Below are 23,318 nucleotides of genomic sequence, written 5' to 3' on the forward strand. Positions count from 1 at the left end.
GAAAGAAGCACACCATGTCCGACGTCAAGAAGATTGCCGTCATCGCCGCTGGACTCAGCCAGCCGTCGTCAACCCGCCTCCTCGCCGACCGCCTCGCTGAGGCAACCGTCATCGACCTGCGGGAACGTGGCATCGAAGCCGAAGTGACCGTCATCGAGTTGCGCGACCTCGCGCACGATGTGATGAACAACCTGCTCACGGGCTTCCCGAGCGCCAAGCTCGATGAAGCCATCGCCGCGGTTACTGGCGTTGACGGGCTCATCGCCGTCACGCCGATCTTCACCACGAGCTATAGCGGGCTTTTCAAGTCGTTCATCGATGTGCTCGACCCGCAATCGCTCACCGACCTACCAGTACTGCTCGGCGCGACCGGTGGCACCGATCGGCACTCGCTCGCGATCGACTACGCGATGCGACCGCTATTCAGCTACCTTCACGCTGTGGCGGTGCCGACGGGTGTGTATGCGGCATCCGCCGATTGGGGAAGTGGTTTAGACAGCGCGTCGAGCACCCTTCCCGCACGAATCTCTCGTGCAGCAGGCGAGTTGGCGGCGCTCGCCGCGGTTTCCGATCGCTCCTCGCGGGTGACCGACCCGTTTGCCCTTCCCGAGGGATTCAGCCCCGTCGGGAGCTTTGGGGCGCAATAAAAATCAACCAGCGGTGGCGGGCGCGGGGCACACCGAGTCCGCTGCCGAGTGTCTAGACCGTGGGGAATGTTCCGCCGAGCACTTCGCCATCGTCGTAGATCGATCGCGGGCTACCGATCACTTTCGGATCAGGAATCCCGACGACATCGTGGTCTTTGTTGGTGTAATCAAATTGCGCGAGGAGCCAACGCATCGCTTCGGTGCGAGCGAGCTTCTTATCGTTGGATTTAACAACGGTCCACGGGGCCTGCGGGGTATCGGTATAGAAGAACATCGCTTCTTTGGCCTCGGTGTAGTCATCCCATTTGTCGAGGCTCGCGAGGTCTGTTGGCGATAGCTTCCATTGCCGCACTGCATCGTGGGAGCGCGCGGCAAACCGTGCGCGTTGTTCATCCCGGCCAACGGAGAACCAGAACTTCACCAAATGGATGCCCGACTGCACGAGCATGCGCTCAAACTCGGGTGCCGAACGGGTGAACTCGAGATGCTCATGTGGCGTGCAATAGTCCATTACGCGTTCGACACCGGCTCGGTTGTACCAAGAGCGGTCGAAGATCACTATCTCGCCACCGGTCGGCAAGTGCTGCACGTACCGCTGGAAGTACCACTGCTTTCGTTCGCGCTCGGTGGGGACTTCGAGCGCAACCACCCGGGCCCCTCGCGGATTGAGATGCTCCATGAATCGTTTGATGGCGCCGCCCTTACCTGCGGCGTCGCGGCCCTCAAAGATGATGACGACCTTTCGGTCTGTCTCCTTGATCCACGACTGAAGTTTGAGCAGCTCGATCTGAAGCAATCGTTTCTGGCGCTCGTACTCGCGACGGGACATCTTGGTCTCATACGGATGACCGTGCCGCCACGCGACTTTCGGTTCTTGGGGTGGCAGAACGCTGTGCTCTCGAGGGGAGGGGGCACTCGTTGCATTTTCACGCGAGACCGTGTCGGAGCTGGCTTCTGGTTCTGAATCACCGTTGGATGAGGTCATTCAGCAATTCTACAGACTGTAGAAAAAATAGCTTGAAAACCTTAGCGCAGCGCAAAAAGCACCGAGCTCAGCGAGAAAAGCACCGAGCTCATCGGCAAAAGCTTGTCGAGCTGCGCGTCATTCGGCCGTGATTACCCGGTCTTGCGGCGGAAGTCGCGCTTGTGGTCTGCGCGGTCCTGTGTGCCGTGGATAGCCGATTCGGCATCCAAATGGCCCGGACGTGATGTTTGCTTACCCTGCTTGCGGTCAAGCGCCTCGCGGAACCTGCGCTTGTTCTCTTCGCTCGCAGAGGGTGTTTCTTCTGTGGGTTCCATACTTGTCAGCGTAGGCCACCTCTATGGCAATGCGCTCCTCGTCCGTGTCGCGCGCCAATCTCTGGGGCTTCACAGGCCCCCGGTGCTACGATTATGGGAGTTGTCCTGCTAGTTAGAGGGCGACGCACGGAGCAGGCTGGCAAGAAGCTGGTCACCGGTGGTAATTTTCCGAGTCGTTCGGAGGCTTTCTACTGTTGGCCAGACATGCGCCGCCACTCTAGGCATGCGCATGAACCATCGCGTCCTTCTGCCCGCTCCTGCTCCTTGACGAGTCGCACACCACACGGGTGCGCGACGTAAAACAAAGGAGAAACCCCCGCATGGAGGGTCCAGAAATCACATTCGCCGAAGCCGTTCTCGATAACGGCAAGTTCGGCAAGCGCACCGTGCGCTTCGAAACCGGTCGACTCGCTCAGCAGGCACAGGGTGCCGTCGCTGCGTACCTCGACGAAGAAACAATGATCTTGAGCGCAACCAGCGCTGGCAAGCACCCGCGTGAAGGCTTCGACTTCTTCCCACTCACTGTGGATGTTGAAGAGCGTTCGTACGCAGCGGGCAAGATCCCCGGCAGCTTCTTCCGTCGCGAGGGTCGTCCCTCCACGGAAGCGATCCTCGTCTGCCGTCTCATTGACCGTCCGATGCGTCCGACCTTCGTTGAGGGACTCCGCAACGAAGTTCAGATCGTCATCACCGTTCTGAGCATCGCCCCGGATGAGTTCTACGACGCTCTCGCGATTAACGCAGCATCGCTCAGCACCCAGATCTCGGGACTTCCGTTCTATGGTCCGGTTGCCGGCATCCGCATGGCTCTCATCAACGACCAGTGGGTTGCCTTCCCGAAGTACAGCCAGCTTGCTGACGCTGTCTTCGACCTCACTGTTGCTGGCCGTATGGTCACCAACGACAAGGGCGAAGAAGACATCGCCATCATGATGGTTGAGGCAGAAGCTACCGAGAACAGCTGGGAACTCATCAAGGCTGGCGCGACCAAGCCCGATGAGGCCGTTGTTGCTCAGGGTCTCGAAGCATCCAAGCCGTTCCTCAAGCAGCTTGTGAAGGCTCAGCTCGAGGTTTCGACCAAGGCTGCAAAGCCTGTTGCCGAGTTCAAGCTCTTCCCGCCGTACTCTGACCAGGCGTACAACGCAGTCAGTGAAATCGCGGAAGCAGAGCTTCGCGATGTCTACAAGATTGCCGACAAGATTGAGCGCCAGACCGCTGATGACGAGCTCAAGGCTCGCGTCAAGGCTGAGGTTCAGTCCAAGGTTGACGCTGAAGAACTCGGCGAAGACGTACTCGGCATGGTTGGCGGAGCGTACAAGGCCGTCAGCAAGAAGGTCATGCGTACCCGCGTGCTCACCGAGGGAATCCGTATCGACGGCCGTGGCTTGAGCGACATTCGTGCGCTCGATGCTGAGGTTGAGGTCATTCCTCGCGTTCACGGTTCGGCAATCTTCCAGCGCGGCGAGACTCAGATCTTGGGTGTGACCACGCTGAACATGCTCAAGATGGAGCAGCAGATTGACTCACTGGCACCAGTGACCAAGAAGCGCTACATGCACCACTACAACTTCCCGCCCTACTCGACTGGTGAGACCGGTCGTGTTGGTAGCCCGAAGCGTCGCGAGATCGGGCACGGCTTCCTTGCCGAGCGCGCCATCGCGCCAGTTCTTCCTGCTCGTGAAGACTTCCCATACGCGATCCGCCAGGTGTCCGAGGCTCTCGGTTCCAACGGTTCAACGTCGATGGGTTCCGTCTGTGCTTCGACCTTGTCGCTGCTCAACGCTGGTGTGCCGCTGCGCGCACCGGTTGCGGGTATCGCCATGGGCTTGATTTCGGATGAAGTTGATGGCGTTACGCGCTACGCAGCTCTCACCGACATCCTTGGTGCTGAAGACGCACTCGGCGACATGGACTTCAAGGTTGCCGGTACGAGTGAGTTCATCACCGCTATTCAGCTCGACACCAAGCTCGCTGGTTTGCCTTCGTCGGTTCTCGACGGTGCACTCAAGCAGGCTAAAGAAGCGCGTACCGCGATTCTTTCGGTGATCAACGCTGCAATCGATGCTCCTGACGAGATGGCCCCCACGGCACCTCGCGTGATCTCGGTTCAGATTCCGATCGACAAGATCGGTGAGCTGATTGGCCCGAAGGGCAAGAACATCAACCAGATCCAGGATGACACTGGAGCCGACATCTCGATTGAGGATGACGGAACCGTCTACATCGGCGCTGTCGATGGTCCTTCTGCTGAGGCTGCACGCGCGGCGGTTAACGCCATCGCGAACCCGCTCAACCCTGAGGTTGGCGAACGCTTCTTGGGTACGGTCGTCAAGATCGCTACCTTCGGTGCATTCGTTTCGCTTACCCCTGGTAAAGACGGTCTGCTGCACATCTCCGAGGTCCGCAAGCTTGCCGGTGGCAAGCGTGTTGAGAACGTCGAAGACGTTCTCGGAGTCGGCCAGAAGATTCAGGTTGAAATCACCAAGATCGACGACCGTGGCAAGCTCTCGCTTGCTCCCGTCCTCGACGAGGCTGACGCAGACGCAGCGGCTCCCGCTGACGAAAGCTAAGTCCCGCTAAACGCACATCACACAGCGCCTCTTCTCGTTGAGAAGGGGCGCTGTGTCGTTAACGGTACGGGGGAGTGTGCGCACGAAAACTTTCTTGAGCAAATGACAGCCAGAAAGGGGGTAGTCACCCTAGTCTGCCCTTCGTTGGGGTGCCGCTATGTGGGGGTTACCGCGCTATTGTGTGGTTGTGACCCGAATCACTACACCTCTTGATGCCTTCATGAGCGACATGCTCATTTGGCTAGAGACCGCATGGTATTTGTGGGTGGCCCTCGGCATTGTTGTAATCGTCGTGGTCGTCAGCGTGGTTGTTGCGAAGATGCGCAACCGAGGCTACGAACGCGTTCCGCATTACTACCGCCGCAACACCTAAGTCAGAGACTCTCGCGTTCTCCCGATTGCCCGTATTCCCGATACGGGATGCTCGTCGTGCCTGCGCTTCCTGCTGCGCGCTTCCGGCCGCGCGCTTCGTAAGCGAGCTACTCGCTAGTGCTCGACAGGCCGATCAGCTGGGCGCGGGCAACGATGTGGTCGCGTAGTGCGAACCCCAGCATGGCGGGAGTGCTTCCTTCGGCAACGTCGAGGCGTTCGACGTTGAGTGCACTCACGGTGAAGACATAGCGGTGCGGCCCGTGGCCAGCGGGAGGGGCTGCTCCTTGGAACGAGGTGAGCCGCAGTTCGTTGGGAAGAGTAATTGCGCCGTTGGGCAGGAGTTGGGCATCCGGATTGCCGGCGTCGTGCGGCAACGACTCAACGGAGGCAGGGATGTTGTAGACCGCCCAGTGCCACCAGCCGCTGCCGGTGGGGGCATCAGGGTCAAAGACCGTTAGCGCGAAGCTCTTCGTGCCGGAGGGGAAGCCGTGCCAGTGCAATGTGGGGGAGCGATCTTCGCCGCCAATATTCGCAATTCCGGAGCGAGCCCACTGGGGAAGCATGCCGCCCTCTTCGAAGTCAGGACTTTCGAGCACAAATGAGGGGACTTGAGGCAGTTTCCAGTTGGGGTCATTCACGGTGACGGTCCTTTCGGTTGCAAAAACGACGCTGGGGCCAGTATGACGAGAATGACGTCCGGATGACACTTTCACGGGGCGTGTGACCCGAAAATGACAGTTTTCGACACGGACTAATAACGATCTGTCTGTCCTCCCTCCATTCACTGCCGTGGCGACATATTCTTACCAAAAGCCTTGTGGGAGGCCGTTATGACGCAGGTGCACCCGACTCAATCACTGACGGGTTCCACTCGCGCGCGTCCAGTAACTGGGCAGCATTTCTCTACCCGGGTAATCGGGTCATCTGACCTCCGTGTTTTCCCGGTTGCGCTCAGCGGAAACATCTTCGGCTGGACCGCAGATGATGCTGCAACAGCCTCGATCCTCAACGCTTTCGCCGACGGCGGTGGCAACTTCATCGACACAGCAGACTCCTATGCTTCTGGTCGCAGCGAGCTCATGATCGGAAAGTGGATGCGCGTCCGTCGCAATCGCGATCAGATGGTGGTGGCGACCAAGGTCGGCAAGAGCCGCGATAACCCCGGCATGGAAGCGGACGCCATCAAGCGTTCGGTGGATGCCTCGCTTGCGCGGTTAGGGACATCCCACATCGATCTTTTGTACCTGCACGTCGATGACGAGAGTGTTGACTTCGACGAGACTCTGCTCGCGGTCGACGAACTCATCGGCGAAGGCAAAGTGCGCTACTTCGGCGGTTCCGATCACACGGGCAATCGTCTTATCCAGGCGCGCATCGCGTGCGGTCAGATGGGCGTTGCCCCCATGGTGGCTGTGCAGGCGCACTACAACCTTCTTCACCGCCAAGAGTACGAAACCGGGCTCGCCCACGTGGCAGCCATTCAAGGCCTAGGTGTGATGCCTCGGTTCGCGCTGGCTAGTGGGTTTTTGAGCGGCAAGTACCGGCAGCGTGCCGATCTGGCGCTCAACTCGCGCGGTCACGATGCGGCGCAGTACTTGCGTCGCCGCGGTATCAAGATTTTGAATGCTCTCGACGGAGTCGCCGAAGAGCAGGATGAAAGCGTTGCGACGATCGCTTTGGCGTGGCTGTTGAACAAGCCGGGTGTTGTCGCACCAGTGGTGAGCGCTAGCCGGGCAGAGCAGGTCCCTGAGCTCATCGCGGCGGCGCGCGTGCAATTGACGCGGCACCAGTCAGCCGAGTTGGATCGCGTCTCTAGCTTCTAGAGCGCGCTTGTAGCAGGCGTGTTCTGGTGTCGAGCACGTCTCTCGCTACTGCTTCGTTCTAGCCGTCAGCGTGCCTCAACGGGCACGCGGGTGGGTCGCTAGACCTTGACCGCTTCGGCGAGTACGCGCTTGATGACGCGAGCCATAGCGGCGCCGGCGGCGATAGTGTCGCCAGCGTAGCCGCCGGCGAGGGCGCCATCCTTGGCGAGCATGAGCTCGTCAGCGGCGTCGCCGGCAAAGGGGTGCTCTGCGGCGCGCATAAGTTCGTACAGCGACTCGTTGTACCAGTCGCGGTGATCAGCGATCAGCACACGGACGGGGTGCGTCGGGTCGGGGAACTCTGCGACAACGTTGAGGAACGGGCATCCACGGAAGTCGGGCTTAGTGAGCTCTCCAGCGACTGACTCCAGGAGGCCAAGAACGGCATCGTGTGGTGAGGCGGAATTGTCGATGATCGACTGCACTTCGGTCTCGACGGCGGCACGGCGGCTCTTGACGTACTCAAGGATGAGGTTGTCTTTTGAGCGGTAGTGCTTATAGAAGGTTGCCTTGGTCACGCTCGACTGGGCGATGATGCGGTCTACCCCGACGTTCAGAATGCCGTCTTGGTAGAAGAGTGTGTTGGCCGTTTCTAAGATGCGGCCTTTGGCCGGAGCGCGCTGCGCGGTCTCTGGTGTCTCAAATACCATCGCAGCGCACTCCTTCCGTGGAGGTTCGGATCAGGAACTGTCCCCACTATGTGCATCGCTAGATTCGGGTCCAAGCGATGCGGTTTGTTTCATAACCCGGATTCGGGTCTGGGTTATGTGGTTTACATCAACCGGTTCGGGTCCGGATGATGGGTTGTCGGCTTCGGGTGCCTAGAAAGAACATTAGCATATGAGGACATACAGACAAGTCTGTCTGTCCCCTTTTTTTCACCCCAATATGGGGGACGGAATCCGACCGAATCTGAGCAATCGGCTCAAGAGAGAGACAAATGACGTAGGCTCAGTGGTGATGAGCGACGCTGTAATTCTTCCTCTTGACCTTCCCGAACTGTCGTTCACCGCAACCGGCGACAGTCTCGTTCGTAGAACTGTTTTGCCAAGCGGTGTGCGCATTCTGAGCGAACAAGTACCCGGAGCGCGCAGCGCAACCGTGGGCTACTGGGTTGCTGCCGGCTCCCGTGACGAACATCCCGAGACCTTCGGCGCCACGCACTTTCTTGAGCACCTGTTGTTCAAAGGCACCGCCGCGCGTTCGGCTCTTGACATTGCTGTGAGCTTCGATGCTGTGGGCGGTGAGCACAACGCGATGACGGCCAAGGAATACACCTGTTACTACGCCAAGGTGCAAGACATCGACCTGCCGATGGCGATCGAGGTCATCGGCGACATGCTCACGTCAAGCCTCATCGATCCCACCGAGTTCGCTAACGAGCGCGGCGTCATTCTCGAAGAACTGGCGATGGCCGACGACGATCCCACGGATGTTGCCAGCGAGCGCTACTTCGAGGCCGTCTTCGGCGCGCATCCGCTCGGCCGTCCTATTGGGGGAAGCCCTGAGACCATCAATGCGATCTCGCGCGATGCCGTCTGGGACCACTACCAAGCTAACTACCGTCCGCAAGACCTCGTCATCACGGTGGCAGGGGCGGTTGACCACGATGAACTCGTAGCAGCGATTTCCGCGTGCCTCGTTTCGGCCGGCTGGGATCTCTCGGTAGAAGCGGCTCCGGTTGCGCGTCGCGACCTCTCTGGTAGCGCGCATTCTCCGGTGCTGACCCCGGGCCAACGGCTGCACGTCACGCATCGCCCCATCGAGCAGGCCAATATCATCGCCGGGGTCGAAGGCCTCTCGGCTACTGATAGTCGTCGCGCAACACTGACGGTGTTGAACTCGATTCTGGGCAGCGGCATGTCATCGCGCCTTTTCCAAGAGGTGCGCGAAAAGCGCGGGCTTGCCTACTCCGTCTACTCGTTCTCGCCGAGCTACTCCGACGCAGGCGTGTTTGGCATCTATGCCGGATGCTCACCCGAGAAAGTCACTCAGGTTACTGACCTGATGCTCGAGGAATTCCACAAGCTCGGCACCGCCCACGTCACCGACGAAGAGATCAGCCGTGCGATTGGCCAACTGCGGGGAGGGTCAGCGCTCGCGCTCGAAGACTCCGATTCCCGCATGTCACGCCTCGGCCGCAGCGAGCTCACTCTCGGTGAGTTTGTCGACCTCGACGCCTCCATTGCCCGCATCTCGGCAGTCACTGCCGACGACATCCAAGAACTTGCTCATGAACTCTCGTCGCGCCCCCTCTCTATTGCAGCGGTCGGGGCCGTCAACGAAGAGATGTTCTCAGGGCTTGCTCTCGGCAGCGTTGCCCAGAGCTAGATCAGCAAAGGAATGATGATGGCGCATTACCTGTATCTCGTCCGGCACGGAGAGCAGCAGGACGCAGAACACGGACTACCAGACGGACCGTTGTCGGGCAAAGGTGTCCGGCAGGCCCAAGCGATCTCTGAACGGCTGAGCGGGGTTCCCTTTACGCGCGCGTTCCATTCGCCGTTGCAGCGAGCAGAAGAGACAGCCGCGATCATGACCGAGCGGATGCCGGCCCTTGAGTCTCAGCCGACGACGCTACTCATGGACTGCATCCCCAGCGGCCCCACTCACGATATGCCTGCAGCCTTTGAGCCCTTCTTCGGTTCCGTGACGGATGAAGAGATCGACGCCGGGCAGGCGCAGATGGAAGATGCCGTCAACGAGTTTTTGACTCCGGCGCGCGAAGACCGTCATGACCTTCTGATTACCCACAACTTTGTGATTTCGTGGTTCGTGCGCGAAGTGCTTGGCGGGGATCAGTGGCGCTGGCTCGGCCTCAATCAGGCCAATTGCGGGCTGACGATCATCCGTGTGCGCAGTGCCAAGCCACCCGTGCTCGTGACCCACAATGACCTCGGGCACTTGCCCGCTGAGCTGCGCACCGGATTGCCCACCGAACAGCCCTACTAGCCAGTTCTGCTCGGCAAGGTTGGGCGGCCGTGAGCTGACACGCAGCGATTAGCGCAGCGTCTTGAGATACCAGGTCGTGGCGTTCGAGTTGTCGTTGTAGGGCTCGCACGGTTCGAAGCCGCTTGAACGGTAGAGCCCGCCTGCCGCGGCGAGGCTTTCGTTGGTGTCGAGTACGAGTTCCGTAGCGCCCCAGGCGCGTGCTCGTCGTTCGAGTTCGCTGAGAAGCTGGCGGCCAAGACCCGCACCGCGACCCTCGGGGCGCACCCACAGGTGCTTCACCTCGAACCGGCCGGGCTCAAGCTGGCGGATGCCGCCACAGCCGAGTGCGGTCGCCTGCGACTGAGCATCAACGGCGGATGCTTCCGATGCAACGGTGGGCTTCGCATCACGTCCGGGGCCGGCAGCTGGCTCGGGGTTCGTCTCGATGACCAGGAAAACCCCGCGCGGCTCAGTGAACTGTTCCGGCGTGGGAAACGTTGTGACATAGCCAGAGGGCGTCGGGAAGGTCTCAGCGCGGTAGCTGAAGTATTCCGTCAGAAGTTCGTGGGCGAGGGCATCCGTCACGGGAAGAGAGCGAAACTGTGGCACAGCACCAGAGTACTCGCGGCGCAGCGGGGGAGTAGTCGGTGAGCCCGCTCAGGATTGGTAGATTTGAACAATGACAACGAAAGTAGCGGTAGTCGGCGCAACCGGTCGCATGGGCAAATACATCAGTGGCGTCGTAGAGGCTGCTGCTGATTTCTCGCTCGTCGCCGCCCTCAACTCACGGTCTGAACTCAGCGAGATGCTCGCGGCAGACATCGTGGTCGATGTCACGGAGCCGAGTGTCTCACCCTCGGTTGTCGATTTCGCGATCAGCAATGGCAAGAGCGTGCTCGTTGGCACGTCGGGCTGGAGTGAGGACCGCGTTCAGGGCTTGCGCTCAACCTTGACGGAGACTCCGGAGGTTGGCGTCGTCATCATCCCCAACTTTTCTGTCGGATCGGCCCTCGCGACGTCCTTTGCGACCGCCGCCGCTCGCTATTTCGACTCAATCGAAATCATCGAGAGCCATCACGCCGCCAAGGTCGATTCTCCGTCGGGCACCGCAGTGCGCACCGCCGAGCTCATGGCGGATGCTCGCTCAGAGCGTGGCCCGGCGTTGGCCCCGCACGTCGATCAGCGCGCCCGGGGCGAGCAGGTCGCCGGCATTCCGGTGCACAGTCTGCGGATGACGGGAGTGATCGCGCACCAGCAGGTCATTTTCGGTGGTCCCGGCGAGGTGCTCACCATCGACCACCGCACAATGTCGCAGGATTCCTACGAGGCCGGCATCCTGTTGGGACTCCGTGCCGTGGTCAGCGCTACCGGCGTGACGGTTGGTCTCGACCAACTCATAGACCTCTCACCAGCATCGGGCGCACCCTCCGCATGAAAACACGCATAGCCGCACTGGTCATGGTGGCGCTTCTCGCGCTCTACATGATCTTCGTGATCAACTATTCGATCGTGCTCATCCGCATCGATCAACCCATTGCCAACGTCATGGGCTGGGCTTTGCTCGTGCTGCCGCTGATCGGTTTTTGGGCGCTCGCCGCAGAACTGTTTTTCATTTTCCGGGCCGAGCGACTGCTCACCACTCTTGAGGAGGAAGGTGCGCTGCCGGATGAGGTGGTTGAGCTCTTGCCGAGCGGCCGCCCCGATCCCGCGACGGCAGATCGCGCCTTTGACCGCTATCGTACCGAGGCTGAGGCCGCACCAGAATCATGGCGTGCCTGGCTGCGCTTGGGGCTCGCGTATGACGCCAGCGGCGACCGCAAGCGGGCTCGTTGGGCTACCCGACGGGCAATCGCGCTCTCGCGCGCGAAGCCGACGCCCACCGCCTAGCTAGCTTCGCTGGTCGGCGAGAGTACTTTTACTCGACGAACGCGTCGATGGCCTGCTCGATAGTCGTGTGGCGGAACGTGAATCCCGTGTTGGCTAGCGTGGGCGATTGAACGTTCTCATCGACCAAAATGAGGTCCTTGCCGGCGTCGCCCAGCATCCGGAATGCGAAACTCGGAACCACAAACCAGTGTGGCCGTTTCATCTTCTGGGCCAGTGTCTTTGTGATGGTTTCAGCGGTTGCTGGAGTGGGGCCGACGAGCGAAACGGCGCCGGCAAAGTCGCTTCGTAGTAGATGGACGATAGCCGCGGCTTCATCGTGCAGGCTGATCCATGGCCAGTATTGGGCACCGCTGCCGAGCCGGCTTCCGACTCCAAACCGCGTCAAGAGGTTGAGCGGCGTGAATGCTCCGCCCCGGCCAACCACAATTCCGGTACGGAACATGACGAGCCGTGTGGTGCTCGGCGTTAGTCGCGCCGCTTGCTCCCACGCGTAGACGACATCGCTCAGAAATCCTGTTCCCTTGCTCGATTCATCAGTGAGCACTTCACCGGGGCGGCTGCCAAAGTAACCAACGGCTGACCCGCTGAGAAACACGACTGGCGGATTCGAGGCGCGCCGAATCGCTTCGGCCAGCGCGCGCGTGCCGTCTACGCGCGAGCGCAAAATCTCGCGCTTATAGCTGGCCGTCCACGGGAGCTTGCCCGTGGACGCACCAGCGAGGTTGATGACGGCGTCTGCGCGCTCGATGGCCCGTTCATCCACCGTGCCCGATCGTGGATCCCACTCGTATTCGCCCTCGGCAGTCGGTTTGCGACGCACAAGCTGCATCACTTCGAATCCCGCAGCGGTGAGTTGGGCTACCAGCTCTGTTCCGATGTAGCCAGACGCGCCGGCAACAAGGACTCGTGAAATCGGGGGACGGGGAGCGGGCTCGTTCATGGCTAGGCCAAGCTCGCTTCGAGGGTGATCGGGATGCCGGTCAGCGCTCGTGAGACGGGGCAGCCTTCTTTGGCTTCAGTTGCCAGTCGCTGAAAGTCGTCATCGCTGAGGTCCGCCACTTTGGCGCTCACGAGCAGGTGGCTCCCGGTGATGCCCTCGGCGGGATCGAACGTCACGGCGGCAGTGACTTGAAGACTTTCTGCCGGGGTGCCGTTCTCGGCTAGACCGTTCGAGAACGCCATCGCAAAGCACGCGGAGTGGGCGGCACCCAAAAGTTCTTCGGGGTTTGTCGTCGCTTCTTGACCTTCGGATCGTGCGGCCCACGTCACGGGGAATTCTGCGGCGTCAGAGGAATCCAACGAGGTGGTTCCTTTGCCGCTGAAGAGGTCGCCGAACCAGAGAGTTGTTGCTTCGCTCGTAACAGGCATTGCTGTCCTTTCGTCGATCTCAACACTATGCGTTGGCTATGCAGCGCGCATGAGAAAGCCGTGTGAAACCGATGCCGGTCGCCGCGCTGCGGAGCCGTGGCGCCGCGGGCGGTGCACTCAGTACTATTGGTTCGATGGCATCCACGATTGCAACCCCATATGAAGACTTGCTGCGCGACACTCTCGCGAACGGCGTAGCTAAGGGCGACCGAACTGGCACGGGCACCCGCAGTGTGTTCGGGCGCCAGTTGCGGTTCAATCTCGCCGAGGGGTTTCCGCTCATCACGACCAAACGGGTGCATTTCAAGTCGATCGCCTACGAACTCTTGTGGTTCTTGCGCGGCGAAAGCAACGTCTCGTGGTTGCGCGACAACGGTGTCAGCATTTGGAATGAATGGGCGGATGCCGACGGCGAGCTTGGCCCTGTCTACGGCGTTCAGTGGCGCTCCTGGCCGACACCGTCTGGTGAGCAGATCGACCAGATCTCCGAGGTCATCGAGCAGATCAAGACCAACCCCGATTCCCGTCGTCTGATCGTGACGGCCTGGAATCCTGCAGACATCCCGAAGATGGCTCTCGCGCCGTGTCACGCGTTCTTCCAGTTTTATGTCGCAGACGGCAAGCTCTCGTGCCAGCTCTATCAGCGCAGTGCCGACCTCTTTTTAGGCGTGCCCTTCAATATCGCGAGCTACGCGCTGCTCACTCACCTCGTAGCAGAGCAGACCGGCCTCGAGGTCGGTGACTTCGTCTGGACGGGCGGCGACTGCCACATCTACGACAACCACGTTGAGCAAGTGACAGAGCAGCTCTCTCGCGAGCCGTTTGCGGCACCGCAGCTGGCGATCACTGCAAGGCCGGCGAGCATCTTCGACTACAGCTTTGAAGACTTTGAGATTGTCGGCTACGAGCACCACCCGGCCATCAAAGCCCCGGTCGCCGTGTGAGCGGCAACGGTCGCACTTTCTCCGTCGCCCTGATCTGGGCACAATCCGCCGGCGGAATCATCGGTCACGACGGCTCGATGCCGTGGCATTTGCCCGAAGACCTCAAACACTTCAAAGAACTCACCCTCGGCAGCCCCGTCATCATGGGACGCAAGACGTGGGATTCCCTGAATCCACGGTTTCGCCCGCTGCCAGGGCGACGCAATATCGTTGTCACTCGCCAAGAAACATGGGCCGCGAGCGGAGCCGAAGTCGCGCACAGCATTGAAGCGGCGATAGAGCTGGCTGCGGCATCCGCTGAACAGGGCGAAGCTGAGCAACCCGACACCGTGTGGGTTATTGGCGGAGCGGAAATCTTCGCTGCGGTTCTTAGCCACGCCAGTTGGGTAGAAGTCACCGAGATCGCGGCGACCTACGCTGGCGACACTGTGGCGCCAGAATTCGGTGAGGAGTGGATGCTCGCCGCCACCGATCCGGTCGATGGCTGGCACACGTCAGCCACTGATCTTCGCTACCGATTTTTGCGTTACGAGAACCAAGAGCCTCAGCAGCGGTAGCCTAGAGGGGTGACTAAAGAGAATCCCTTCGGCCAAGTCCTTGTTGCGCTCATTACGCCCTTCACCTCTGAGGGTGAAGTCGATTGGGCCGATGTAGAGAAGCACATCGATAGCGTGATCAGTTCTGGCGCCGACGGCATCGTCGTCACGGGCACCACGGGGGAGACGAGCACGCTCACTGACCCCGAGAAGATCAAGCTCGTTGAAGTTGCCAAGTCGGTCTCTGGCGGTCGTGCCAAGATCATCACGGGCGGCGGATCTAACGAGACTGCGCACGCGATCGAACTCTACAAAGCGAGCGAGAAGGCGGGCGCTGACGGCGTCATGATCGTCACGCCGTACTACAACAAGCCAACTCAGTCCGGTGTGCTCACTCACTTCCGCATGATCGCGGACGCGACCGATTTGCCGGTGATCTTGTATGACATTCCCGGCCGCACCGGAATCCCGATCACCTACGAAACTATTCTTCGCGCCGCCAAGCACCCCAACATCCTCGCTGTCAAAGACGCGAAGGGTGACTTCAGTGAGGTAAGCCGTGTGCTCAACCAAACTGATCTCATGTACTTCTCGGGTGACGACTCCAACGTCTTGCCGCACTTGTCGATCGGTGCCTCTGGCCTCATCGGTGTGACCGCCAACATCGCGCCAGCGCCGTACCGCGTGATCGTGGATGCCGTCAACGCTGGCGACCTTGCAACCGCAACGGCCGCCCACCAAGCTCTCGAGCCGCTCGTGCGTGCAGCGATGGCCCACGTACCGGGCACGGTCGCCGCCAAGTACATCCTTCACGGTCTCGGCCGTATCTCGAGCCCGCGCGTGCGCTTGCCTCTCGTGGGCCCCGAAGACGCTGAGGCAGCCCTCATCGAAGACGAGTTGGCTCTCGTCTCGGGCATCGAGGGGCTCGATCTGTCCAACTTTCGCCCTGACCGCAATGCCGCGGCTGGGGGAGCCCTGCCCAAGATTGCCGGGGCAACCCGCTAGCTTCGCCGACGCGGGGTAGGCTCTGCCACGGGCATGGCCCACATTTTTCGCACGGGGGCTGACGGCCCCACACATCTATCTGCAAGGTACTGAATGCCAGTTTCTATTTTTGATCCGCCCGCACTTGAGTCGGGAACGCTCCGTGTCACCCCGATCGGTGGTCTTGGCGAAATCGGTCGCAACATGACCACCTTCGAAATTGACGGCAAGATTCTCATCGTCGATTGTGGCGTCCTGTTCCCTGAGGAACACCAGCCCGGAGTCGACCTGATCCTGCCCGATTTCAGCTCGATTCGCGATCGTCTCGACGACATCCTCGGCATTGTGCTCACGCACGGCCACGAAGACCACATCGGTGCTGTTCCTTATCTCTTGCGTTTGCGCCAAGACATCCCGCTGATCGGGTCGACTCTCACGCTCGCGTTGATTGAGGCGAAGCTCAAAGAGCACCGCATCAAGCCGTACACGCTCAACGTCACCGAGGGCCAGAAGGAGAAGATCGGTCCCTTCGACCTCGAGTTCGTTGCCGTGAATCACTCGATTCCGGATGCACTCGCTGTCGCCATCACCACTGTGGCGGGCACCGTCCTGCACACGGGTGACTTCAAGATGGACCAGTTGCCTCTCGATAACCGCATCACCGACCTTCGTGCGTTTGCGCGTCTGGGCGAAGCGGGAATTGACCTCTTCCTCTCCGATTCCACGAACGCAGACGTTCCCGGTTTCACGCCCAACGAGCGTGACATCGGCCCAGTACTCGAAGCGGTTATCGCTAAGGCTCCGCGGCGCGTCATCGTGGCCAGCTTCTCGAGTCACGTCCATCGCGTGCAGCAGGTGTTGGATGCCGCGATCGCCAACAACCGCAAGGTTGTTCTGATGGGGCGTTCTATGGTGCGCAACATGGGCATCGCGTCAGACCTCGGATTCCTCAAGGTGCCCGACGGGGTTCTGTTAGACGCCAAGAAGGCCGTCAACTACCCCGACAACCAGCTCGTGTACATGTCAACCGGCAGCCAGGGAGAGCCGATGGCTGTTCTGGCGCGCATGGCCAACATGGAACACCAGATTGAGGTGGGCCAGGGCGACACCGTCATCCTCGCGTCGAGCCTCATCCCCGGCAACGAGAATGCGGTTTACCGCGTCATCAATGGCCTCACCAAGTTGGGCGCCAACGTCGTGCACAAGGCGAACGCCAAGGTGCATGTGTCGGGTCACGCCGCAGCGGGTGAGCTTCTCTACTGCTACAACATCTTGCGCCCCAAGAACGTTCTTCCCGTTCACGGTGAGTACCGCCACTTGGTCGCGAACGCGAACCTCGCGATTCAGTCGGGCGTGCCCGCTGAGAACACGATCATTGCTGAAGACGGCACTGTCATTGATCTCAAGGACGGCCACGCGGCTGTTGTTGGTCAGCTCGATGTCGGTTTCGTGTATGTCGACGGCTCGAGTGTCGGCGAGATCACGGAGGCGGACCTCAAGGACCGCCGCATCCTCGCCGAAGAGGGATTCATCTCCATCTTCGTTGCGGTGGATGCTCAAACCGGCAAGGTCATCGTGGGACCCGAGATTCAGTCTCGAGGTTTCGCCGAAGACGAGGGCGTGTTCGACGCCGTGCTTCCGCAGGTTGTCAAGGCACTGACGGATGCCGCCGAGAACGGAACGCGCGATACTCACGCGTTCGCTCAGGTGGTTCGTCGCACGGTGGGTCGTTGGGTGAATACTCAGCACCGTCGCCGCCCGATGATCGTTCCGGTCATCATCGAGGCGTAACTTTTATGAATGGCGCGGGGGCTTCGGCTTCCGCGCCATTTGTGCGCCCGGACTCTTTCTCCTAGACCGCTGTCGCTTGGGGATCGCTGACGTCTGCGCGAGGGCAAACGTTGGGCTTGTTTTTCGGTGCCCGAGATGATCTGATGTGAAGATTGCTCGGCTGTGTGGATCGGGCCTGTTCAGATTCGGGGTTTCAATTGGGCGTTGCGCGCAGGTGGGTCTTTCCCATCATCTGGATGATCATTTTTGCCATTATCGCGGCGGCGCTCGTGAAGTTCGCCTTCTTTGGTGATGCACTCACCGCCGAGAGCCTCGAATACCCAACGGTCGCGATCGAAGAACAGCACTACGAAGTAGTGACAGGCACCATCGCCAATGACGTCGAGCTGACAGGAAGCATTGCCGCTGCGGCTGCGGTGCCTATTCCTGCAACCCTCTCGGGTGAGGTGCGCGAAGTTGCCGTGTCGGCCGGTCAATCAGTGAAGAAGGGGCAGGAGATCCTGAAGTTGCGGGCTGAAGTCGTCAACCCCGATGGAACATCGGGAACGCAATGGAAAATCGTCGAAGCGCCGGCAACTGGCAAGCTCACTGATTTCACCGCGCTTGTGGGGTCATCGTTTCAGGTGGGCTCTCCGGTCGGAAACGTTGCGCCACCCTCCTACATCGTGAGCGGAACCGTGCCGTCAGAGCAGCTGTATCGCCTCGTAGATCGTCCGAAAGAGGCGAGCGTTGCGATCAATGGTGGTCCGGCGCCGTTTACCTGCACGGGGCTCAGCATCGCGTTCGCCTCGACGAGCGATGGGGGCGCGGAAGCAGCGTCCGGGCCAACGGTGTCGTGCGCAGTGCCGAGTGACGTCGTGGTCTTTCCCGGGCTCACCGCCGACATCACGATTGCGGGAGGGATTGCCGAAGACGTCATGGTCGTTCCGATCACGGCGGTGGAAGGCACTGCCCTTTCCGGCATCGTTCACCTCGTGATGCCCGATGGCACGACGGAGGAACGGGAAGTCGTTCTGGGGCTCAACGACGGCATCAGCGTCGAAGTGGTCTCTGGAATTGAGGTCGGAGACACCATCTTGCAGTTCGTTCCTGGCGCTGAGGCTACCGGCGACGAAGCTTTGCCCGACAATTGTTACTACGAGGGCACTGAAGTGGTGTGCTACTAGTGCCATTGCTCTCGCTTGATGACGTCACGCGCTCGGTCGAGTTGCCTGATTTCTCGACGCTGGAGATTCTCAAGGGAATCACCCTCAATGTCGAGGTGGGTGACCACATCAGCATTGTGGGGCGTTCGGGTTCCGGAAAGTCCACTCTGCTCAATCTTCTCGGCCTCATCGACAACCCCACCAGTGGTCGCATCGTGTTCGACGGTGAACCGCTCGAGAAGCTCGCCGGCAGCAAACGCGACCGCAAGCGCGGCAGAGATGTCGGTTTCATCTTTCAGCAGTTCAATCTCTTGGCCGGTCGCACCGCCCTCGAAAATGTAATGACCCCTTTGCTCTATGCCTCCGGGCGCCAATTTTGGCGACGTAAAGTTATCGCCGCAGAGATGCTCGACCGCGTCGGGCTTGGCGGCCGGATGGCCTCGATGCCTGAAAAGCTCTCGGGTGGTGAACAACAACGCGTTGCTATCGCGCGCGCCCTTGTTCGCAGCCCCCGCCTGATCCTGGCCGACGAACCGACCGGTGCTCTGGATGTCGAAACAGGCAAAACGGTGATGGCTTTGCTGGATGACGTTGCTGAGCAATCAGGCGCGGCTCTCATCACCATCACGCACGACCCGAATGTCGCAGCGCTGGCCCGCCGGCACTACCGCCTCGACGGTGGGGTGTTGGAAGCTATTGATGTGCGCAAAATGCTTGCCGCGAGTCTGCCGGAGGCTGCGCTATGAGCTGGTGGCGCAAGAAAAAGCCTGCGGATTCACCGGCTGAGCCTGTGGAGGCACCGAGCGAGCTCGCGGAACCACCGATCGAGCCTACGGGCCTGACGACCGGGCCCGCGACATCCGCTGAACTCGTTGCACGCCCGAGTTCTGAGCTTGCCGTAATTCGTCAGGAGCCTCGCGGTGCCGTGGTCAGCGGTGTCGTTGGCGCAGTGGTTGAAGCGTGGGACGAGGTGCGCATCAATCGCACTCGTGTCTTGTTGAGCCTGATCGGCATTGGTGTCGCGGTGTGCGCGCTCGCCACTGTCGTGGGTGCGGGTACCGTGTTCGGCCAAGCCCAGACGGAACAGTTTGAGCGGGGCAGTGGTCGCCCCGCAACGCTTGCCGTGTATCCGCCGTACCGAATAAACGGAGCACAGAGTGCCGACTCGGCTACTTTCGTCGCCACTATGGAAAACATCATCGAGCGTTACCAGGTCAGTCACGCGACTCCGCTATTGCGGGGGAGCATCACCGCCAACCTCGTCAATGGCACCCAGTTCACGACTGTGCAGGGAGTGAGCGCTGCCTATGGCGTTATGCATCGCGTTGAGCTGGGCGAGGGGCGTTGGCTCACTGAGGAGGATGGGAACCGCCTTGCTCCTGCCGTTGTAATCAACGACGAGTTTTATGACGCGCTCGGTCGCCCCGATCTGCGCACCCACCCGACCATCGAGTTGGAAGGAGAAACCACTACCACTGCCGTGGTGGTCGGAGTTTTTCTGCCCCAACCGTTTTCTAGCGGGCTCACTCTGTCGATGTTGGCGGAACCATTCGAGGCCCTCGTGGGGTCCGCAGCAGGGCAGCAATCAGATATCGGCTATGAGCTGTGGGTTCCCGAAGAGCAATCAGCGCAGTTGCAAGACATCATCGCGCGGGAGATGGTCGGCGGCTTTGGGGAAGGCTGGACGGCGAACGTCCATCGAAATGACTACCTTGCCTGGGGCGGGCCAAGTCCACTCGAGCCTTTGCAATGGGTCATCGGTGGCATCGCCGGCCTGATTCTGCTCCTTGGCGGTCTCGGTCTGGTCAACATCTCTCTCGTGACCGTCAAGTACCGCGTACGGGAAATTGGTGTTCGCCGCGCGTTCGGGGCCACCGCCGGTCGTGTTTTCTTCGCCGTGATGATGGAAAGCGTCGTCGCGACGGTTGCCGCCGGTGTCATCGGCGTCGCCCTCGCGATTGTGATCGTTCAGAATCCGTCGGTGCAAGGACTTATCGCGCCCGGGGTTCAAGATCTTCCCCCGTTCCCGCTGGAGGCAGCGTTGATCGCGCTCGCGGCATCCGCGGCGGTCGGAGCGTTGGCAGGCCTCATGCCTGCTCTCGTCGCTGTTCGAGTGAAAGTTATCGACGCCATCCGCTATTAGGGCTGCTGGGGCAGAGCGGGCGCGATGAGTGTCGCTGCATTGCTCTGACAGAGGCCACCGGTAGCGTTGAATTATGGCTACGCGTACATCGTCGACCTCGCGCTCGGGTGCGTCGAAACCGCGCGCCAGAAACACCACGAATAAGACCCAAGCGACCAAACGGATGCCGCGAGGCAAGAAGCCTCCGGTCGAGCCGGAGGGTCCTCTCACCAAGCTGTGGCTCGCGCTCGCGCACATGGTCGGTGGAGCGTTCCGCGTTTTCGGCCGTGAAGAACTCACGAAAGATGAGCGTCGCGACGGTGTTCCTTTCCTCTTCTTCCTGCTGGCGATCGTCGGCGCCGTCGTCGAGTGGTTCAACCCCACCGACTCAGTAGCGATCGCCCTCGACGCATACACCTTCGGCGGTCTCGTCGGACGAGTCGCTTTCGCGCTCCCCGTGATTCTGCTGCTCTTGGCCATTTGGATGTTCCGGCATCCGTCGAGCGTTCACGACAACGGCCGCATCGGTATCGGTCTCAGCATCCTGATCGTTACTGTCGCAGCGCTCTGCCACGTCTACAGTGGTCAGCCCCATCCCTCCGACGGTGCCGAGGTAATCGCCCGCGCCGGGGGAGTCTTCGGGTGGTTGCTAGCCAATCCGCTGCTGTGGCTTGGCGGCATGTGGCTTGCCGTGCCGTTGATCGTGATCTTGCTCGTCCTTTCGCTTTTCATCGTCACTAAGACCCCGCCCAATCGGCTCCCGTCGCGACTGCGCGAGCTCTACGCGTACCTCTTTGGGGCGCAACTGCAGAGCGATGAAGAACGTGCTGCGGCGAAGAATCAGACTGGTGCGCATAAGAACGATTCCGTTCAGTTCGGTTCCTTAACCGACATCGGGCTTGGTGATGTCAACGACACCGGCTCGTTGCCATGGTGGCGCCGCAACAAGTCACAACAGACTGAAGACAAGGCGTTCGATAGTCCTGTGATTTCGCGTGATCAGTCGACCGAGATTGTTGCTCCGGCTCCGACCTCGGCGCCGTCAGTGGCTCCGGTTAAACCGCCGGCGGCCAAAGATCTCACGAAGAAAGAGGACGAGTTCGGCGTCGAGCTGCTCGAGGATCTCCTCAAGGCAGAAGACGCGGTCAAGAAGTACGCGACCGGAGAAGTGGATGCCGCAGCCACCGGTGTGCGCGACGACGGCCCCGGCATCCTGCCCGGTTTCACGACCAAGGCCAGCGAAAAGGGCAATGCGGGCGAGTTCGATGGCCCGCACGAAACCACCCCGCAGTCTACCGCGGTGTATCGCCTTCCCCAGGCCGCCATGCTCTCGGCGGGAACGCCACCGAAGTCGCGCTCAGCCGCGAATGACGAAGTGGTCGCAGCGATCACCGAAGTGCTCAAGCAGTTCAGCGTGGATGCGACCGTCACTGGTTTCAGTCGCGGTCCTTCCGTTACGCGCTATGAACTTGAACTCGGCCCCGGCGTGAAGGTGGAGCGCGTTACCGCGCTCGCCCGCAACATCAGCTACGCGGTCGCGAGCAACGAGGTCAACATCCTGTCACCCATTCCGGGCAAGAGTGCTATCGGTGTTGAAATCCCCAACAAGGACCGCGAGATTGTGTCGCTTGGCGATGTGCTGCGCTCGAGCGCCAGCACAAAGAGCGAACACCCGATGACTATTGGGCTCGGCAAAGATGTCGAGGGTGGATTCGTCGTTGCTAACCTGGCGAAAATGCCCCACCTTTTGGTTGCCGGTTCGACCGGTTCGGGTAAGTCAAGCTTCGTGAACTCGATGATCACTTCGGTGCTGATGCGGGCCACGCCTGCCGAAGTGCGCATGGTTCTCATCGACCCTAAGCGGGTCGAGCTCTCGATCTACGCTGGCGTGCCTCATCTCATCACTCCCATCATCACGAACCCCAAGAAGGCTGCTGAAGCCCTCGCCTGGGTCGTGAAAGAGATGGACATGCGCTACGACGACCTTGCAAGTTTCGGGTTCCGTCACATCGATGACTTCAATCGCGCGGTAATTGCCGACGAGATCAAACTTCCTGAGGGTAGCCAGCGCAAGCTCAAGCCCTACCCGTACCTGCTGATCGTCGTCGATGAGCTCGCCGACCTCATGATGGTCGCGCCACGAGATGTCGAAGACTCCATCGTGCGCATCACCCAGCTGGCACGTGCCTCCGGAATCCACCTCGTGCTTGCGACCCAGCGACCCAGCGTCGATGTCGTCACCGGCCTCATCAAGGCCAACGTGCCGTCGCGACTCGCTTTCGCGGTGTCGAGCATGACGGACTCTCGCGTGATCCTCGACCAGCCGGGCGCTGACAAACTCATCGGTCAGGGAGACGCACTTTTCCTCCCGATGGGCGCTTCCAAAGCCATCCGCGTTCAAGGCGCGTGGGTTCCTGAGAGCGAAGTTGCCGAAATCGTGAAGCACGTTATTGCTCAAGCGCAGCCGGAGTACCGCAACGATGTCGCGGCTGTTGCCGAGAAGAAGCAGATCGATGCTGACATCGGGGATGATCTCGATGTGCTCCTCGCAGCTACCGAACTCATCGTTAGTACGCAATTTGGTTCTACCTCGATGCTTCAGCGCAAGTTGCGTGTCGGCTTCGCTAAGGCCGGCCGTCTCATGGACCTGCTTGAGTCGCGGGAAATCGTTGGTCCCTCCGAAGGGTCAAAGGCGCGCGACGTGCTGGTGTCCGCTGAACAGCTGCCTGCAGTGCTCGCTCGACTCCGGGGAGAAGACGAGCCGGCTCCGGTCGACGCGGTAGCCGAGTCTCTCAGCGGATACGATGAAGTAGAAAGCGCCTCAGATGAGGACGCCTGGAATTTGACCGATCGGGAGTGA

General features: G+C 60.5%; 23 protein-coding genes. 16 read left to right on the forward strand and 7 right to left on the reverse strand.

Annotated elements, in window-relative coordinates; translation table 11 throughout:
* Window positions 1–14 precede the first annotated feature (14 nt).
* Window positions 15–647 carry an FMN reductase gene (locus I6E52_RS13730; RefSeq protein ID WP_197158328.1) on the forward strand — a complete coding sequence of 211 codons (633 nt, stop codon included), beginning with the start codon at window positions 15–17 and terminating at the stop codon, window positions 645–647.
* A gap of 52 nt (window positions 648–699) precedes the next feature.
* Here I6E52_RS13730 and ppk2 read toward each other — a convergent pair whose 3' ends face one another.
* Entirely contained in the window at window positions 700–1,632 is a 933-nt protein-coding gene (gene ppk2 / locus I6E52_RS13735; protein WP_197158330.1) for a polyphosphate kinase 2, read from the reverse strand.
* Window positions 1,633–1,763: 131 nt separating this feature from the next.
* On the reverse strand, window positions 1,764–1,946 hold the full coding sequence (locus tag I6E52_RS13740; protein ID WP_197126702.1) for a DUF5302 domain-containing protein: 183 nt from the start codon (window positions 1,944–1,946) through the stop codon (window positions 1,764–1,766).
* A 320-nt stretch (window positions 1,947–2,266) separates the two neighbouring features.
* Here I6E52_RS13740 and I6E52_RS13745 point away from each other — a divergent pair, with 320 nt between their 5' ends.
* Window positions 2,267–4,516 carry a polyribonucleotide nucleotidyltransferase gene (locus I6E52_RS13745; protein ID WP_197158333.1) on the forward strand — a complete coding sequence of 750 codons (2,250 nt, stop codon included), beginning with the start codon at window positions 2,267–2,269 and terminating at the stop codon, window positions 4,514–4,516.
* A 187-nt stretch (window positions 4,517–4,703) separates the two neighbouring features.
* Window positions 4,704–4,889: a hypothetical protein gene (locus tag I6E52_RS13750; protein ID WP_197126704.1), complete on the forward strand. Its 186-nt coding sequence runs from the start codon at window positions 4,704–4,706 to the stop codon at window positions 4,887–4,889.
* A gap of 106 nt (window positions 4,890–4,995) precedes the next feature.
* Here the strand turns inward: I6E52_RS13750 and I6E52_RS13755 are convergent, their stop codons facing one another.
* On the reverse strand, window positions 4,996–5,526 hold the full coding sequence (locus I6E52_RS13755) for a YbhB/YbcL family Raf kinase inhibitor-like protein (protein ID WP_197158336.1): 531 nt from the start codon (window positions 5,524–5,526) through the stop codon (window positions 4,996–4,998).
* Between the two features lie 192 nt (window positions 5,527–5,718).
* On the opposite strand from I6E52_RS13755, the gene I6E52_RS13760 reads away from it, so the two are divergent.
* Window positions 5,719–6,711: an aldo/keto reductase gene (locus tag I6E52_RS13760; protein WP_197158339.1), complete on the forward strand. Its 993-nt coding sequence runs from the start codon at window positions 5,719–5,721 to the stop codon at window positions 6,709–6,711.
* A gap of 98 nt (window positions 6,712–6,809) precedes the next feature.
* Here the strand turns inward: I6E52_RS13760 and I6E52_RS13765 are convergent, their stop codons facing one another.
* On the reverse strand, window positions 6,810–7,400 hold the full coding sequence (locus I6E52_RS13765) for a TetR/AcrR family transcriptional regulator (RefSeq protein WP_197158341.1): 591 nt from the start codon (window positions 7,398–7,400) through the stop codon (window positions 6,810–6,812).
* 310 nt (window positions 7,401–7,710) lie between these two features.
* Here I6E52_RS13765 and I6E52_RS13770 point away from each other — a divergent pair, with 310 nt between their 5' ends.
* Both I6E52_RS13770 and I6E52_RS13775 read left to right on the forward strand, forming a co-directional pair.
* Window positions 7,711–9,081, forward strand: a complete 1,371-nt coding sequence (locus I6E52_RS13770) for a pitrilysin family protein (protein WP_197158343.1) — start codon at window positions 7,711–7,713, stop codon at window positions 9,079–9,081.
* An 18-nt stretch (window positions 9,082–9,099) separates the two neighbouring features.
* Window positions 9,100–9,702, forward strand: coding sequence for a histidine phosphatase family protein (locus tag I6E52_RS13775; RefSeq protein ID WP_197126633.1), 603 nt, complete (start codon window positions 9,100–9,102; stop codon window positions 9,700–9,702).
* 48 nt (window positions 9,703–9,750) lie between these two features.
* On the opposite strand, the gene I6E52_RS13780 is transcribed toward I6E52_RS13775, so the two are convergent.
* The gene (locus I6E52_RS13780; protein ID WP_197158345.1) at window positions 9,751–10,290 is read right to left on the reverse strand and encodes a GNAT family N-acetyltransferase; all 540 of its coding nucleotides are present in this window, start codon (window positions 10,288–10,290) and stop codon (window positions 9,751–9,753) included.
* 70 nt (window positions 10,291–10,360) lie between these two features.
* Between I6E52_RS13780 and dapB the strand changes: the two genes are divergently transcribed.
* Window positions 10,361–11,116, forward strand: coding sequence for a 4-hydroxy-tetrahydrodipicolinate reductase (gene dapB / locus I6E52_RS13785; protein ID WP_197126572.1), 756 nt, complete (start codon window positions 10,361–10,363; stop codon window positions 11,114–11,116).
* Complete coding sequence (locus I6E52_RS13790) at window positions 11,113–11,568, forward strand: hypothetical protein (protein WP_197126573.1); 456 nt, start codon at window positions 11,113–11,115, stop codon at window positions 11,566–11,568. Before dapB ends, I6E52_RS13790 begins: the two co-directional genes overlap by 4 nt.
* Before the next feature lie 28 nt (window positions 11,569–11,596).
* Here I6E52_RS13790 and I6E52_RS13795 read toward each other — a convergent pair whose 3' ends face one another.
* Complete coding sequence (locus tag I6E52_RS13795; protein WP_197158347.1) at window positions 11,597–12,508, reverse strand: TIGR01777 family oxidoreductase; 912 nt, start codon at window positions 12,506–12,508, stop codon at window positions 11,597–11,599.
* 2 nt (window positions 12,509–12,510) lie between these two features.
* Window positions 12,511–12,936, reverse strand: a complete 426-nt coding sequence (locus I6E52_RS13800) for an OsmC family peroxiredoxin (protein WP_197158349.1) — start codon at window positions 12,934–12,936, stop codon at window positions 12,511–12,513.
* 134 nt (window positions 12,937–13,070) lie between these two features.
* On the opposite strand from I6E52_RS13800, the gene I6E52_RS13805 reads away from it, so the two are divergent.
* The 8 genes from I6E52_RS13805 (at window position 13,071) to I6E52_RS13840 (ending at window position 23,318) form a co-directional block, all read left to right on the forward strand.
* On the forward strand, window positions 13,071–13,880 hold the full coding sequence (locus I6E52_RS13805) for a thymidylate synthase (protein ID WP_197158448.1): 810 nt from the start codon (window positions 13,071–13,073) through the stop codon (window positions 13,878–13,880).
* A complete protein-coding gene (locus I6E52_RS13810) occupies window positions 13,877–14,437 on the forward strand; it encodes a dihydrofolate reductase (RefSeq protein ID WP_197158351.1) in 561 nt (186 codons plus the stop codon). Before I6E52_RS13805 ends, I6E52_RS13810 begins: the two co-directional genes overlap by 4 nt.
* Before the next feature lie 9 nt (window positions 14,438–14,446).
* Window positions 14,447–15,421, forward strand: a complete 975-nt coding sequence (gene dapA / locus I6E52_RS13815) for a 4-hydroxy-tetrahydrodipicolinate synthase (protein ID WP_197126715.1) — start codon at window positions 14,447–14,449, stop codon at window positions 15,419–15,421.
* 93 nt (window positions 15,422–15,514) lie between these two features.
* Window positions 15,515–17,191 (forward strand): ribonuclease J, encoded by a 1,677-nt coding sequence (locus I6E52_RS13820; protein ID WP_197158353.1) that lies wholly within the window; start codon window positions 15,515–15,517, stop codon window positions 17,189–17,191.
* Between the two features lie 236 nt (window positions 17,192–17,427).
* Window positions 17,428–18,357, forward strand: coding sequence for a biotin/lipoyl-binding protein (locus tag I6E52_RS13825; protein WP_231602212.1), 930 nt, complete (start codon window positions 17,428–17,430; stop codon window positions 18,355–18,357).
* Entirely contained in the window at window positions 18,357–19,082 is a 726-nt protein-coding gene (locus tag I6E52_RS13830) for an ABC transporter ATP-binding protein (RefSeq protein ID WP_197158357.1), read from the forward strand. Before I6E52_RS13825 ends, I6E52_RS13830 begins: the two co-directional genes overlap by 1 nt.
* Window positions 19,079–20,479: an ABC transporter permease gene (locus tag I6E52_RS13835; RefSeq protein WP_197158359.1), complete on the forward strand. Its 1,401-nt coding sequence runs from the start codon at window positions 19,079–19,081 to the stop codon at window positions 20,477–20,479. The genes I6E52_RS13830 and I6E52_RS13835 overlap by 4 nt, the downstream gene beginning before the upstream one ends.
* A gap of 73 nt (window positions 20,480–20,552) precedes the next feature.
* Window positions 20,553–23,318, forward strand: a complete 2,766-nt coding sequence (locus I6E52_RS13840) for a DNA translocase FtsK (RefSeq protein ID WP_231602214.1) — start codon at window positions 20,553–20,555, stop codon at window positions 23,316–23,318.

It is taken from the genome of Salinibacterium sp. NG253, from assembly GCF_015864945.1.
In the GTDB taxonomy this organism is placed as follows: Bacteria; Actinomycetota; Actinomycetes; order Actinomycetales; family Microbacteriaceae; genus Rhodoglobus.

Coding starts and splice junctions, on each gene's coding strand:
- I6E52_RS13800 (WP_197158349.1), bottom strand. CDS start 12,936: ATGCCTGTTACGAGCGAAGCAACAACTCTCTGGTTCGGCGACCTCTTC.
- I6E52_RS13825 (WP_231602212.1), top strand. CDS start 17,428: ATGATCATTTTTGCCATTATCGCGGCGGCGCTCGTGAAGTTCGCCTTC.
- I6E52_RS13840 (WP_231602214.1), top strand. CDS start 20,553: ATGGCTACGCGTACATCGTCGACCTCGCGCTCGGGTGCGTCGAAACCG.
- I6E52_RS13760 (WP_197158339.1), top strand. CDS start 5,719: ATGACGCAGGTGCACCCGACTCAATCACTGACGGGTTCCACTCGCGCG.
- I6E52_RS13740 (WP_197126702.1), bottom strand. CDS start 1,946: ATGGAACCCACAGAAGAAACACCCTCTGCGAGCGAAGAGAACAAGCGC.
- I6E52_RS13730 (WP_197158328.1), top strand. CDS start 15: ATGTCCGACGTCAAGAAGATTGCCGTCATCGCCGCTGGACTCAGCCAG.
- dapB (WP_197126572.1), top strand. CDS start 10,361: ATGACAACGAAAGTAGCGGTAGTCGGCGCAACCGGTCGCATGGGCAAA.
- I6E52_RS13835 (WP_197158359.1), top strand. CDS start 19,079: ATGAGCTGGTGGCGCAAGAAAAAGCCTGCGGATTCACCGGCTGAGCCT.
- I6E52_RS13775 (WP_197126633.1), top strand. CDS start 9,100: ATGGCGCATTACCTGTATCTCGTCCGGCACGGAGAGCAGCAGGACGCA.
- I6E52_RS13765 (WP_197158341.1), bottom strand. CDS start 7,400: ATGGTATTTGAGACACCAGAGACCGCGCAGCGCGCTCCGGCCAAAGGC.
- I6E52_RS13805 (WP_197158448.1), top strand. CDS start 13,071: ATGGCATCCACGATTGCAACCCCATATGAAGACTTGCTGCGCGACACT.
- I6E52_RS13790 (WP_197126573.1), top strand. CDS start 11,113: ATGAAAACACGCATAGCCGCACTGGTCATGGTGGCGCTTCTCGCGCTC.
- I6E52_RS13820 (WP_197158353.1), top strand. CDS start 15,515: ATGCCAGTTTCTATTTTTGATCCGCCCGCACTTGAGTCGGGAACGCTC.
- I6E52_RS13770 (WP_197158343.1), top strand. CDS start 7,711: ATGAGCGACGCTGTAATTCTTCCTCTTGACCTTCCCGAACTGTCGTTC.
- I6E52_RS13745 (WP_197158333.1), top strand. CDS start 2,267: ATGGAGGGTCCAGAAATCACATTCGCCGAAGCCGTTCTCGATAACGGC.
- I6E52_RS13795 (WP_197158347.1), bottom strand. CDS start 12,508: ATGAACGAGCCCGCTCCCCGTCCCCCGATTTCACGAGTCCTTGTTGCC.
- ppk2 (WP_197158330.1), bottom strand. CDS start 1,632: ATGACCTCATCCAACGGTGATTCAGAACCAGAAGCCAGCTCCGACACG.